This is a genomic window from Catenulispora sp. GP43 (genome assembly GCF_041260665.1).
GTDB lineage: Bacteria > Actinomycetota > Actinomycetes > Streptomycetales > Catenulisporaceae > Catenulispora.
Map to the genome: position 1 here is coordinate 106,720 of NZ_JBGCCT010000018.1, position 12,408 is coordinate 119,127.

General features: G+C 71.4%; 9 protein-coding genes and 1 pseudogene. 1 reads left to right on the forward strand and 9 read right to left on the reverse strand.

Annotation, left to right across the window (positions count from 1 at the left end; translation table 11 throughout):
• Positions 1-41 precede the first annotated feature (41 nt).
• The 9 genes and pseudogenes from ABH926_RS31595 to ABH926_RS31635 form a co-directional block, all read right to left on the reverse strand.
• Positions 42-4,376, reverse strand: a complete 4,335-nt coding sequence (locus ABH926_RS31595) for a GH92 family glycosyl hydrolase (RefSeq protein WP_370369549.1) — start codon at positions 4,374-4,376, stop codon at positions 42-44.
• Between the two features lie 336 nt (positions 4,377-4,712).
• The gene (locus ABH926_RS31600; protein WP_370369550.1) at positions 4,713-6,269 is read right to left on the reverse strand and encodes an NAD(P)/FAD-dependent oxidoreductase; all 1,557 of its coding nucleotides are present in this window, start codon (positions 6,267-6,269) and stop codon (positions 4,713-4,715) included.
• Between the two features lie 125 nt (positions 6,270-6,394).
• Entirely contained in the window at positions 6,395-6,868 is a 474-nt protein-coding gene (locus ABH926_RS31605; RefSeq protein WP_370369551.1) for an NUDIX hydrolase, read from the reverse strand.
• A 381-nt stretch (positions 6,869-7,249) separates the two neighbouring features.
• Positions 7,250-7,735, reverse strand: a pseudogene (locus ABH926_RS31610) (DUF1269 domain-containing protein); the annotation flags it as partial.
• Positions 7,736-7,842: 107 nt separating this feature from the next.
• Entirely contained in the window at positions 7,843-8,721 is an 879-nt protein-coding gene (locus tag ABH926_RS31615) for an ABC transporter permease (protein WP_370369552.1), read from the reverse strand.
• On the reverse strand, positions 8,681-9,595 hold the full coding sequence (locus ABH926_RS31620) for an ABC transporter ATP-binding protein (RefSeq protein WP_370369553.1): 915 nt from the start codon (positions 9,593-9,595) through the stop codon (positions 8,681-8,683). The genes ABH926_RS31615 and ABH926_RS31620 overlap by 41 nt, the downstream gene beginning before the upstream one ends.
• Positions 9,592-10,095 (reverse strand): MarR family winged helix-turn-helix transcriptional regulator, encoded by a 504-nt coding sequence (locus ABH926_RS31625; RefSeq protein WP_370369554.1) that lies wholly within the window; start codon positions 10,093-10,095, stop codon positions 9,592-9,594. Before ABH926_RS31625 ends, ABH926_RS31620 begins: the two co-directional genes overlap by 4 nt.
• Before the next feature lie 289 nt (positions 10,096-10,384).
• Positions 10,385-11,416, reverse strand: a complete 1,032-nt coding sequence (locus ABH926_RS31630; protein ID WP_370369555.1) for an NAD-dependent epimerase/dehydratase family protein — start codon at positions 11,414-11,416, stop codon at positions 10,385-10,387.
• Positions 11,413-11,859, reverse strand: coding sequence for a MerR family transcriptional regulator (locus tag ABH926_RS31635; RefSeq protein ID WP_370369556.1), 447 nt, complete (start codon positions 11,857-11,859; stop codon positions 11,413-11,415). The genes ABH926_RS31630 and ABH926_RS31635 overlap by 4 nt, the downstream gene beginning before the upstream one ends.
• Positions 11,860-11,931: 72 nt before the next feature.
• On the opposite strand from ABH926_RS31635, the gene ABH926_RS31640 reads away from it, so the two are divergent.
• A complete protein-coding gene (locus ABH926_RS31640; RefSeq protein ID WP_370369557.1) occupies positions 11,932-12,405 on the forward strand; it encodes a GNAT family N-acetyltransferase in 474 nt (157 codons plus the stop codon).
• The last annotated feature ends 3 nt before the right edge of the window (positions 12,406-12,408 follow it).

Here is a 12,408-nt window from a genome sequence, read left to right on the forward strand (position 1 = left end):
CGACGGCCCTTCTATCAGCTGGTCAAACAATCACCACCGCATCAGCCCTCAGCCACCGCGAACACGTGCATCGCCGTGGTGTTGCTGCTGACACTGGACGCCACGTCCGGGAACGTGATCGACGCGAGCGTCTTCGTCGAGTCCAGCGGCACCGTGGTGGAGAACACGTACATCGTGATCGACTGCGAGCTGCCGGAGTCGCTGTTCCGGTACGGCATCGTGGCGATCGCGGCGTCCGTGCTGTCCGCGCCGCTGGCCCAGTCGTTCAGGGTCAGGGTCTGGGTGGTGCTGGTGCCGTCGGTGTAGGTGAGGGTGACCGGGCCGGTGGCGCCGCCGTTGGTGGAGGAGCCCAGGAAGCCGAGCTTGGTCGCCCCGGCCTTCCCGTTCACCAGCATCTCCTGGCCGGCGGGCAGGATGTTGTCCGCGCCGCAGGCCTGGACGTTCGGCCAGGTGTAGGTCACGCCGTTGGACGTCACCGTGCCGCCGGGCTTGATGCCGTTGGCGGCCAGGGCTTCGGCCGAGTAGCTGTAGCCGTCGCCGTCGAAGTTGGCGCACTTCTGGTTCGCGTCCGGCGAGGTGCCGGTGTTGCTGTAGTAGTCCGCCGGGTTGTTGGTCGGGGTCATCGGCAGCACCTGGCTGTCGGAGACCTGGCCCGCGGCGTTGACTACGGTCACGGCGGCGTTGGTGCCCGCGTAGACGTGGAACATGCCGTTGGAGCCGCTGGGGGTCGGGACGGTGAAGGTCACCGCCGTGTCACTCCAGGAGTCGACCGTGAACGCCGCGCTGTTGCCCGGCGCGCCCCAGTTGATGCCCTGGTCGCTGAAGGCCACGTAGCCGGTGCCCTGGGTGGCGCCGAAGCCGGTGCCGTGGATGGTCACCTGCTGGCCCGCGGCGGCCGGGGACGGGGTGACCGCGGTGGTCACCGCGCCGGTCGGGGCGGTGGTCGAGGTGCCGACCGAGAACACGTGCAGCCGGCCCTGGTTCGCCCCGTTGGGCAGGGTCACCGAGGTCAGCGTCTTGGTCGGGTCGACCGGGAACACCGTGGAGAACACGTGCGTCGCGACGGACTGCTGGCCGTTCGAGCAGCTGTCGCAGGTCCGATACGGCAGCGTCGCCGCGTCACCGTTGCCGAACGAGGGCTTGCTGGCGCCGGCGCCCAGGGTCCAGTCGGACAGGCCGAGCCAGAACTGGGTGCTGGTGCCGTCGGAGTAGGTCAGCGTCATCACGCCCTGGCTCGGTCCGCCGTCGGCCGAACCCAGCAGACCGAACTGCTGCGTCCCGGCCGGGGCCGACACGGTCAGCTTCTGGCCGGCGGCCACCGTGTTGTCCGGGTAGCCCGGAGCCGGCAGCGGCCAGGTGTAGGTGATGCCGCCCACGGTCACCGGCTTGCCGGGGTTCAGCCCGGCGGCGGCCAGCGCCTGTGCGGAGTAGCTGTAGCCGCCACCGTCGAAGTTCGCGGAGTTGACCGCGGAGTCGTCGGCGATGCCGTTGTTGTTGAAGGTGGACAGCAGGCTGCCCGGGGTGGCGACCAGGACCGTGAGGTTCATCGTCGGCAGGGTCTTGCCGTCCTCGGTCAGCTTGACCGGGACCGTGTAGAAGGTCTGCGCCGTGGTGGCCGCGGCCTTGACCGTCAGGGTCAGCGAGCCGTGGCCGGCCGGCGAGACGTGCACGTCCGGTGCGGACTGCTTGGTGCTCAGGCCGGACGGCGCGGTCGCGCTCACAGAGATCTTCTGGGAGTGGCCGATGACGTCCTGCGCGGACACCGTGACCTTGGCGCTGCCGCCGGGGGCCACCTGGATCTGCTGGTCGGACAGGTACCCGATGGCGGGCTGCTCGCCGGCGCCGTGCGACGGCGGCACGTCGTTCTTGCCCGCGCCCCAGCCCTTGTTCGGCGTGGAGCCCATCTTGATGTCGAGCGTCGCGCCGTTGGTGAACGCCGAGGCCGGCAGGTACGGCGAGTGCCACGACGAGCCGTTCAGCTTCATGCTCTGCACGTAGAAGTTCTTCACCGAGTCCGCGCCGGGGGCGTTGACGGTGATGGCCTTGCCGTTGCCCAGGTGGATGACTTCCAGCGGGAACTCAGGGCTGTTCAACGCCATGTCGGCGCTGCCCGCGGCCTCCGGGAACATCCCGAGCATCGAGTAGACGCCCTGCGCCGAGGTCGTACCCAGGTCGTCGTTGCCGCCCAGGCTGGTCTTCGGGTCGTCGGTGAAGATCTGGGTGCGGACCTCGTTCACGATCTTCTGCGCCTTCCACGGCGCGCCGGTCCAGTCGTACAGCCACGGCACGCCCATGTCCGGCTCGTTGCCCAGGAACGCGTACGGCGACGGCGGGCCCTGGTCGAGCTGGGTGAAGAAGGTGTCCAGCTGCTTCTGCACCGCCTGGCCGCCGCCCATGGCCGTGACCAGACCGCCGAGGTTCCAGCCGATCTGCCAGCGGTACTGCGAGGCGTCGCCCTCGACGTAGTTGTCGGAGGTGCTCAGGGTGGTCGGGAGGTACTGGCCGCTGGTGGTGCGCGGCTCGATCAGGCCGGTGGCCGGCGCGTACAGGTTCTGCCAGTCCTGCGACCGGGTCTGCAGCGCGGCGGCGTCGGTCGTGTCGCCGAGCGCGCCGGCGAACTGGCTCAGCGCGAAGTCGGCGGCGCCGTACTCCTCGGTCGTCGACACCGGCCCGTAGAAGTTGCAGCAGGTGTTGGCGGCGTCGGAGGGGACGTAGCCGTACTTCTCGAAGTCGGCCAGGTCCGGCCGGATGTTGTTCGGGGTGTTCGCCTCGGCCAAGGCGTACTTCAGCGCCGAGGCCGTGTCGAAGTCGCGCGCCCCGAAGGCGTAGTAGTCGGCGAGTTCGCCGTCGGCCGGGTCGCCGACCATGACGTAGCTCTCACCGTTGTTCATCGCCCACTTCGGCATCATGCCGTTGTTCTGCGAGGCGTCGTTGACGATCGACTGCGCGGCGTTGCTGGCCATCGCCGGGTCGACGATCGCCTCCAGCTGCGCCTGGGACCGGTAGATGTCCCAGCCGGAGTAGTTCGCGACCTGGATGTGCCCCGGCTGGACGGTGTGCACCTGGTTGTCGAACCCGACGTACTGGCCGTTGGTGTCCGAGAACGTGTTCGGGTGCAGCAGCGCGTGGTACAGCCCGGTGTAGAACACCTGCTGGCGCGCCGCGGTCCCGCCGCCGATCTGGATCTTGCCCAGTTCGTCGTTCCAGGCATTCACGCCGGCGGCGTGCACGGTGTCGAACGCGAAGCCGTTCTGCTCGGCCGCCAGGTTCGCCGTGGCGTTGGGGCCGGAGGTGAACGAGATGCCGACCTTGGCCTGCACCACCTGGTTGCTGCTGGTGTTGAAGGTCAGGTACACGCCGTCGGGGCCAGCCGCCGCGGCGTTCGCCGTCAGCTTCTGGGCGGTCTTGGGCGCGGCGGGCATCGTGCCGTGCAGCGTCGGCGCGGGCAGCACGCCCGGCTTGGCCGGCTTGGACTGGGGACCGGTGGCCTTGTCGCCGCCGGAGGCAGGGCTCGGAGACGCGCTCGGGCTCGGACTCGGGCTCGGGCTCGGGGACGCGCTGGGCGCGGCCGGGCTCGCAGCGGTCGTCGGGGCCTGCGTGTTCGTGCTCTGCGTCGCCTTCGACTGTGTCTTAGCCGCGGCCGGCGCCGAACCCGGGGTGACGGTCGAGCCGGTCCACGTGCCGTTCGCGGTGAACGGCTGGTCGAAGACCATGTCGAAGTTCAGCGTGTAGGTATTGCCGGCACCGCAGAAGTGACCGCTGGTGACAGAACCCTTGATCTCGTTGTTCCCGACGATCGTGGCGCTGGTCGCCGAGTCGCCGTTCTGCGAGCCGTTCAGCTTGAACAGCAGGTTGGACTGCGCGCCGGCCGGGAAGGTGAACCGGCCGATGCCCGAGCGCGCGGTCTCGGTCAGCTCGGTCTTCACCGCCGATGCGCCGGTGCCGGTCGTCACCGAGTAGTAGTCGGACGAGGCCGACTCGGCGGTGTGGCTGAACGGTGCCGAGGCGCTCGACGGGTTCGCCGGCAGCGCGCCGACCGTCGGCAGGATCGGCACGTCGCCGAACGCCCCACAGCCCGGGCCAGACATGTGGGTCATGCTGAACCCGGAGATGTTGGAGTCGCCGTAGTAATAGCCGCCGCCCTCAGGACGGTCGGGCGTGGTGTCCGGTCCCCACTGCATCATGCCGAACGGCACATCCGGGCCGGGGAAGTCGTCGGCCTGGCCGCCGGCCCCGCCGTCTCCGGTGGCCAGGAACGGGTTGACCGCCGCCGCCGGGTTCGCGACCGGGGTGACGCCCCCGGCCCCGGCGGTCGCGGCGAAAGCCGTCCCCGCCGCTCCCGACAGGCCTACTGCAACGCTTAAGGCTCCAGTCAAAACGGCGGCACCAGCCGCCTTGGCCAAGTTTCGTCGAACAGCCTTTTGTCGAACGTTAACACGGCGCGCCATGGGCACCGTCCCTCCACGAGTGGTCAGTTCTCGAACAGGTTCGAAGGTGACGGCGGTAACGTTAGCAAGCGTTCTGAGTTGCGACTATGGGTCCTGGGAACCCTGTTTTCCTGTTAACGTTCCCATGCTGGTCAGACCGATCCGGTGGCGAAAAATCGTTATCCGGCCCCGGTTACGAGCACATGACAAAGGCGGTCGGAGCCGACATCGGCCCCGACCGCCTCAACTGTGGGTGATTACTAACTCGCTATACCGCCCCGGGCATCAGCCCCGATACGTCTCCAACAACCGCAACCAGACCTCGCCGATGGTCGGGTAGGCCGGAACGACGTGCCACAGCCGGCTCACCGGCACCTCGGCCGCCACCGCCATCGCCGCCGAGTGCACGAGCTCCGCCACACCGGGCCCGACGAACGTGACCCCGACCAGCACCTCCCGGTCCAGATCCACGACGGCGCGCGCCCGGCCCCGATAGCCGTCGGCATACAGCGCCGCCCCGGCGACCGAGCCGAGGTCGTAGTCGACCTCGCGCACCCGCAGTCCCGCGTCCTGCGCCTGCTTCAGGGTGATGCCGGCGGCCGCGGCCTCGGGGTCGCTGAACACGACCTGGGTCACGGCGTGTACATCCGCCGTCGCCACGCTGCGTCCCCACGGCTCGGTGTCCAACGCTCGCCCGGAGGCGCGGTCGGCGATCACAACGCCGAAGATCCGGCCCTGATACTTGCCCTGGTGCGTCAGCAGAGCGCGATGATTCACATCGCCGGCCGAGTACAGCCACCCGCCGTCGACGCCCTCGACCAGTCCGGTGTCGTCGATGGTGAGCCAGCTGCCGGGCTTGAGGCCGACGTTCTCCAAGCCGAGGTCCGCGGTGGCGGGACGGCGGCCGGTGGCGAAGAGCACCTCGTCAGCGGTCAGGGTGCTGCCATCGGCCATGGTGAGTTCCACCGTTCCGTCGCCCTGGCGCTTCACGGCGGTGGCCGACGCGCCGAAGCGCACGTCCACGCCGTCCTCGGCCAGGTTCTCCGCGACGAGTTCGCCGACGAAGGGCTCCATGGCACTCAGCAGCCGGTCGTCCCGAACGAGCATGGTGACCTCGCTGCCCAGCGCGCGCCACGCGGTGGCCATCTCCACGGCCACCACCCCGCCGCCTACCACGGCCAGCCGCGCCGGCGCCTGCTTGGCGCTGGTCGCCTCGCGGCTGGTCCACACCTCCGCCTCGGCCACCCCCGGCAGGTCCGGCACCAGGGCCTGGGTCCCGGTGCACACCGCGACGGCGTGCCGCGCGGTCAGGACCCGGTCGGTGCCCTCGGGGGTGCGCACCACGACGCGGCGCTCGCCGTCGAGCCGGGCGTGGCCGCGCACCAGGCACAGGCCGGCCTTGGCCAGCCAGTCGACCTGCCCGTCGTCCTTCCAGTTCGAGGCGAATCCGTCACGGCGGGCCAGCACCGCAGCGGTGTCCACGCTCCCGGCGACGGCCTGCTTGGCGCCGTCCAGGCGCCGGGCGTCGGCCAGCGCGGCGATCGGCCGCAGCAGCGCTTTGCTGGGCATGCAGGCCCAGTAGGAGCACTCGCCGCCGACGAGTTCGTGCTCGACGACGGCCACGCTCAGCCCGCCGGCGTGCGCGCGGTCCGCGAGGTTCTCCCCCGTCGGCCCGCCGCCGATGACGACGACGTCGAACACCTCGCCGTCGGCAGGGTCGAACGTGTCGGCCGGCTCCCCGTCGTCGCCGACGGCCGGCGCCGCCCCGTGCACGAAGATCGGCGCCCCCTCGGCCACCATCTCCTGGGCTGCCTGCACGACGTTCTCATCCGGGGCTTCCATGACACTCCTCACGCAACGTTCTGTATTGATGTCCCCACCAGCCGACTGGTTCTTGATTCAATCGCGATCCGACCCGCCGCGCATGCCCGTTGCGGCGCGTCCTATGCCCGGCGCGCGCCGCGATCTCAGTGCCGCACCAGACCGCCGACCGGGACCGGGGCGACGTGGCCGGTGGCCGGGGTGGTCCGCGCCAGGGCGAGGCCGACGTCGACCAGCGAGGAACGGCGTAGCGCGGGCACGTCGGCGATCGGGGTCCAGACCGACTCGGCGATGTCGCCGTCCGGCTCGGGCCGCAGCTCGCCGCCGGTGATGCGGACGCCGTAGAAGATGCCGATGTTCTGGTGCGGGACCGGTCCGGGCTCCCGCATTTCGGCGCTGGGGATCACGCGCGAGTCCACCCCGAGCAGCCGCTCGACCACGGCGCTGCAGCCGGTCTCCTCGGCGACCTCTCGGATCACCGCGTCGATGGGGTCCTCGGTGTGCTCCACCCGGCCGCCGGGCAACGTCCAGACGCTGTCTCCGGCCGACTGCACGCAGCGGGCCAGCAGGACTCGGTCATCGACGACGCAGACGGCGTAGGCGGCCAGCCGGAAGCTCATTCCCGCCACGGTATACGGGATCGCATATGAAAATCCGGCCCGGCCGCTCACCAAGCGACCGGACCGGACCGAACCGGACCTGAAACAACCTCACCCGTTCTTGGCAGCCGAGTCCGACTTCGTGTTCTTCGCACCGGCGCCGCCCTCCCGGGCCGCCGCCGCTCCGGCCGCGCGCGCCGACGAGGGCGCCGACGAGGGCGGCGGACCCGGCTTCGGGCCCGGCTTGGGAACCGGTCCGGGCTTCGGGGCGGGGCCGGGCTTCGGCGCCGCTCCCCCGCTGCCGGCCGCCGAGGTGCCGGCCTCCTTGGCCGCCGCTCCGGTCGCGGCCGTGCCCGTAGCCGCAGCCGCAGCCGGCTTCTTCCCCTGCGTCTGCTCTTCCTCATCCTCGGCGAAGGCCTCGCGCAGCTGCTCCTCCTGCTCCTTGGACAGGTTCGTCTTGATCAGCTCGGCCCCGGCCCGCTCGAAGGTCGGCAGCACCCGGTCCCCGACCTCGTCCGAGGACAGCACGAACAGCGCCGAGGTGCCCCGCGTGACCTTCGCCTTCACCTGCTCGATGAAGTCCTTGTCGATCCCGACGTTGGCCATCGAGCCGCCCAGCGCGCCGGCCGCGGCGCCGACCGCCAGGCCGATCAGCGGGATGAAGAACAGCAGCCCGAACAGCAGGCCCCAGAAGGCGCCGCCGAGGGCGCCGCGGCCGGTCATGTCGGCCAGCTGCCGGGTCTTGGGCCGCTTGGCGTCGGCCGGCCAGCTGACCACGGCGCCGTCCAGCACCTTGATCAGCTCCTGGGCCTGCAGCTGCTTCAGTTCCTCGAGCACCGTCTCGGCACTGTCGGGGTTGTCGAACTTCCATACGGTCAGGGTTGCCACGAACTCCTCCTTCGGAAGGGCATCCCGACCAGTTTGCGTCGGTATGGGCGGACCTGCCTGTCGGCGGGTCCGCCCGCGCCGGCCCGCGCCGGCCCGCGCCGCGGCGGCTACTTGGCCAGCCGCCCGAGCAGCGCCGAGGCCGCGGCGATCCCGGCCACCGCGGCGCCGGCCAGCACGCCGAAGTCCAACGGCAGGTGCGAGGGGGTGCCGATGAGCAGCCCGCGCAGCGCGTCCACCTCGTAGCTCAGCGGGTTCCCCTTGCTGATCGCGCGCAGCCAGGCCGGCATCAGCGAGACCGGGTACAGCGCGTTGGAGCCGAAGAACAGCGGCATGGTGATGGCCTGGCCGATGCCCATCAGGCGGTCGCGGGTCAGCACGATCCCGGCGATGCAGATCGACAGGCAGGAGAAGAACGCCGAGGCCAGCACCACGGCGCCGGCCACCCCGAGCAGCTTGAGCGGGTTCCAGGTCAGCGCCACCCCGAGCAGCGCGGCCAGCACCACCACCACGACCGCCTGGATCACCGACTTCACCCCGGCGGCGAACGCCTTGCCGGCCACCAGCGCGGCCCGCGGCGTCGGGGTGACCAGCAGCTTGGTCAGCACCCCGGAGTCCCGCTCCCAGATGATCATGATGCCGTAGAAGATGGCGATGAACATCGCCGACTGCGCGATGATGCCCGGCGCCAGGTAGTCCAGGTACGGCAGGCCGCCGGTGGGGATGGCGTGCAGGCGGGTGAACGTCTCGCCGAAGATCAGCAGCCACAGCGCCGGCTGGATCGCGCGGGTGTAGAGCTCGGTGCGGTCGTGGCGCAGCTTCTGGATCTCCACGGCGCACATCGCGGCGATCCGCGTGGGCAGCACGCGCCACCCGGTGCGGACCTCCGCGGGCTGGTAGAGCAGCCGGGGCCGGGCCGGCGCGGCAGGGGCCCCAGCCGGCGCGGCCTCAGCCGACACGGGAGGCGGTGTGACGGGAACGGCGGACATCGCGGAAACTCCCTCCGTCTGTGCTTCCGATCAGTTCGCTGCCGGCGAAGTGGCGGAACACGTCTTCCAGGGTCGGCTCGGTCTCGTGGCCGGCCGCACGCCACACCTCGGCGAGATCGCGCTTCAGGCTCTCCGGCGTGCCGGTGGCCCGGATCAGGCCCTTGTGCATCAGGGCCAGCTGATCGCAGTACTGGTCGGCCTCGTCCATGTAGTGCGTGGTGACCAGCACGGTCATCCCGGTGGCTTCGCGCACGTCGGATATCCGCTCCCAGACGCTGGTGCGCGCGATCGGGTCCAGGCCGATCGTCGGCTCGTCCAGGATCAGCAGCCGCGGCGCGCTGACCAGTGCCTGCGCCAGCTCCAGACGGCGCACCATGCCGCCGGAGTAGGTGCCCGCCATCCGATCGGCGACGTCGGCGAGCCCGACGATGTCCAGGGCCTCGGCGACCCGCTCGGCCCGCTCCCGGCGCGCGATGTCGAAGACCCGGGCGAACAGCGCGACGTTCTCCCGGCCGGTCAGCCCGCTGTCGGCGGACAGCTGCTGCGGGACGTAGCCCAGCAGCCGGCGCGCGCCCATGCGGTCGCGGGCCACGTCGTGCCCGAAGACGCGGATCATCCCCGGCGGCACCTTGAGCAGGGTGGTGATGGCGCGGATCGCGGTGGTCTTGCCGGCGCCGTTGGGGCCGAGCAGGCCGAACACCTGCCCGGCCGGGACCGTCAGGTCGATGCCGTCCACGGCGCGGGTCGGGCCGAAGGCGTAGACCAGGCCGGTGACGGCGATCGCCGGCGCGCCGGCCTCGGGTTCAGGCTCGGGCTCGGGCTCGGGCTCGGGCTCGGGCTCGGCTGCGGGTTGTCGGGAATCGGTGGCGGTCATATGACCTCTCCGCTCTCGGGGAACTCAACGCGGTCCGGGACCCCGGCCCCGTTCTCGGCCTCCTCGTGCAGCGACGCGGACAGCGCCCGCAACGCCGGCAGCGCGGCGTCCAGGGCGGCGCGATCAGCCGGCGACAGTCGCTCGATGTGCGTGCGGACCAGCACGGAGCGGCGGTCCTGCCACTCCTGCAGCCGGTTCCCGGCCTCGGGCGTGATGCGCAGCAAGGTGGCCCGGCCGTCGCTGGGATCGGCCGCGCGCTCCAGCATGCCGAGCTCCACCAGCCCCTTGACCAGCGTGGACACCGAGTTCCCGGCCAGCCCGAGCTCCTTGGCGGCCTCGGAGACCCGCAGGCCCGGATGCGCGCGCACCAGCCTGAGCAGCTCCACCTCGGCGCCGCGCAGGCGCGGCAGCTGGAGCCCGGCGCGCAGCCGGCGGCGGATCAGCCGGTTCAGGCCCGCGAGGACGTTCTCAAGCTCCGATGGCTCGGTGGCACCGCTCATACCCAGATTTTAGCTCTGACGCAGAGCTAATTGAAGAGGGGGGTGGCGCACCACGGTGTCATGCGGTGAAGCAATAAGGACCTTTCCACGCCGATGCGCCGTACTGATTCGTCGCGGCCATCGATCGAGACATGGCAGACGCCGACGCAGGTCGACTCGGCGACATCGAACCCTGCCATCTGCGCGGGCGGCGACCCGGCTGGGGGTTTGCTGGTCGGCGGGCATCGGGCCCCGGTCCCCGGGCCCGCCTACCGGTTGCGCGGTGACAGATCAGTTGTCACCGCCGGCGTCACCCCCGGGGCGTCAGCAGCCCCAGATCGCGCAGGCTCTCGGCCGATTCCACGATCGTGGTCTCGACCGGCCGCGGACGCCAGCCCAGTTCTCGGCGGGCCCGGTCGTTGTGGATCACCGGCCGGGGCACGTCCGGGCCGTCGGCCTCGGTGGTCGGCGCGAGCGCCGCCAGGTCGCCGAGCCGGTCGCGCAGGATCGCGGCGAGTTCCACGAAGCTCAGCGCCGGGCCGTCGGCCAGGGCCAGGAACCGCTTGCCCGCGGCCTGCGGCGCCGCCATCGCGCGCAGCTGCAGGTCGGCGACGTCGCGGACGTCGGCGACGCCGAAGCGCATCCGGGGCGCGACGCTCATCGTGCCGTCGAGCAGGGCCTTGATCAGCTGCATCGACGAGCCCAGCGCCGGGGTCAGGGTGGGCCCGAAGATCGCGGTCGGGTTGACGACCACCAGCTCGGTGCCGCCGTTGGTGCCGTCGCCTGTGCCCCCGCTTGTGCCGCCGTCGCCCATCAGATCCCACGCCGCCCGCTCGGCGATCGCCTTGGACCGCGGATACGGCGCCAGCCCCGGCGTGTCGGGGTCGGTCCAGTCGGCCTCGGTGTACTCCGCGTCCGGCTTGGGCGTGTACCCGATCGCCGCGAACGACGAGGTGAGCACCACCCGGCGGGCGCCGGCGTCCCGGGCCGCGCGCAGCACCCGCAGGGTGCCCTCCCGGGCCGGGACGATCAGCTCGTCGGGGTCGTCGGGCTGCGCCATCGGGATCGGGGAGGCGACGTGGTGGACCTCCTCGACACCGGCCATCGCCTGCTTCCAGCCCGCGTCGGCGGTCAGCTCGGCGGCGACGACCTCCAGGCCGGCGTCGTCGGCCCCGCCGCGGCGCACCGCCTCGCGCAGACCGGCCTCGCGGCTGAGCGATCGCACCGTGGCCCGCACCCGGCGGCCGTCCCGCAGCAGCGCGGCCACGACGTGGCTCCCCAGGTAGCCGGACCCGCCGGTCACCAGGACAGGATTCGTCGAATTCCTCGTCTCGACATTCATCGCAGCGCCTCCAAACGCTTCATTGTGGCCACCAACCGTTCGGTGGCCACGGCCTCGGCGACGGCGTCGCCCCGGTCGCGGGCGTCCCACAGCTCGGCCTTCTCCCGCAGGTAGCCCAGCCGCACCCGCTGCGCGGCGATCTCGGCCTCGACCCGCTCGGCGTGCCGCAGCAGCAGGTCGCGCTGCTCCCCCGCCCGAGCCCGCCCGACCCGCCGGTTGGCCAGGTAGGTGCGCATGTCGTCGATGCCCATGCCGACCGCGCGCAGGCACGAGAGCACCTCGACCGTCTCCAGGTCGCGCTCGCCGTAGCGGCGGTGCCCGCTGCGCTCGTCCCGGTCGATCGGGCCGACGAGCCCGACCTCCTCGTAGTAGCGGAGGGTCGGCTCGGACAGGCCGCTGTGCCGGGAGACCTCCTGGATGGTGTAAGCCGTGGAAACCGTCATGGAGGCAGCGGACCACACTTCAAGCGCTTGAAGTCAACCGCGCGGCCCCAGCCGGGCGACGAGAATGGCGCCATGGCCGAGCAGCAGATAACCCTCCGCACGATGACCACGACCGAGTACCGGGCCGCGACCGAACACCGCGAAGCGGAGTCGGTCCGCGTCCTGAGCAGGACCATGCCGGAAGAACTCGCGCGCGAGCGGGTCGCCGGCGGCACCGCCAGGTTCCTGCCCGACGGTCTTCAGACGCCCGGCCACCACCTGCTGACCGCCGAGGACGACAGCGGCCAGGCCGTCGGCACCGCCTGGGTGGGCCCGGACCCGAGCGGCGCCGCGCGGTCGGCGTGGCTCTACGACCTCGACGTCTTCGAGCCACACCGACGCCGCGGCTACGGGGCCGCCATCCTGGCCGCCGTCGAGGAACTCATCGCCGCCGAGGGTATGAGCGCGCTGGGCCTGAACGTCGTCGGCGACAACGCCGCGGCGATCGCGCTGTACCGCCGCGGCGGCTACGACGTGGCCTCGATGGTGATGCGCAAGCAGGTCTAGAAG

Coding starts and splice junctions, on each gene's coding strand:
- ABH926_RS31635 (WP_370369556.1), bottom strand. CDS start 11,859: ATGACGGTTTCCACGGCTTACACCATCCAGGAGGTCTCCCGGCACAGC.
- ABH926_RS31625 (WP_370369554.1), bottom strand. CDS start 10,095: ATGAGCGGTGCCACCGAGCCATCGGAGCTTGAGAACGTCCTCGCGGGC.
- ABH926_RS31605 (WP_370369551.1), bottom strand. CDS start 6,868: ATGAGCTTCCGGCTGGCCGCCTACGCCGTCTGCGTCGTCGATGACCGA.
- ABH926_RS31630 (WP_370369555.1), bottom strand. CDS start 11,416: ATGAATGTCGAGACGAGGAATTCGACGAATCCTGTCCTGGTGACCGGC.
- ABH926_RS31640 (WP_370369557.1), top strand. CDS start 11,932: ATGGCCGAGCAGCAGATAACCCTCCGCACGATGACCACGACCGAGTAC.
- ABH926_RS31620 (WP_370369553.1), bottom strand. CDS start 9,595: ATGACCGCCACCGATTCCCGACAACCCGCAGCCGAGCCCGAGCCCGAG.
- ABH926_RS31600 (WP_370369550.1), bottom strand. CDS start 6,269: ATGGAAGCCCCGGATGAGAACGTCGTGCAGGCAGCCCAGGAGATGGTG.
- ABH926_RS31615 (WP_370369552.1), bottom strand. CDS start 8,721: ATGTCCGCCGTTCCCGTCACACCGCCTCCCGTGTCGGCTGAGGCCGCG.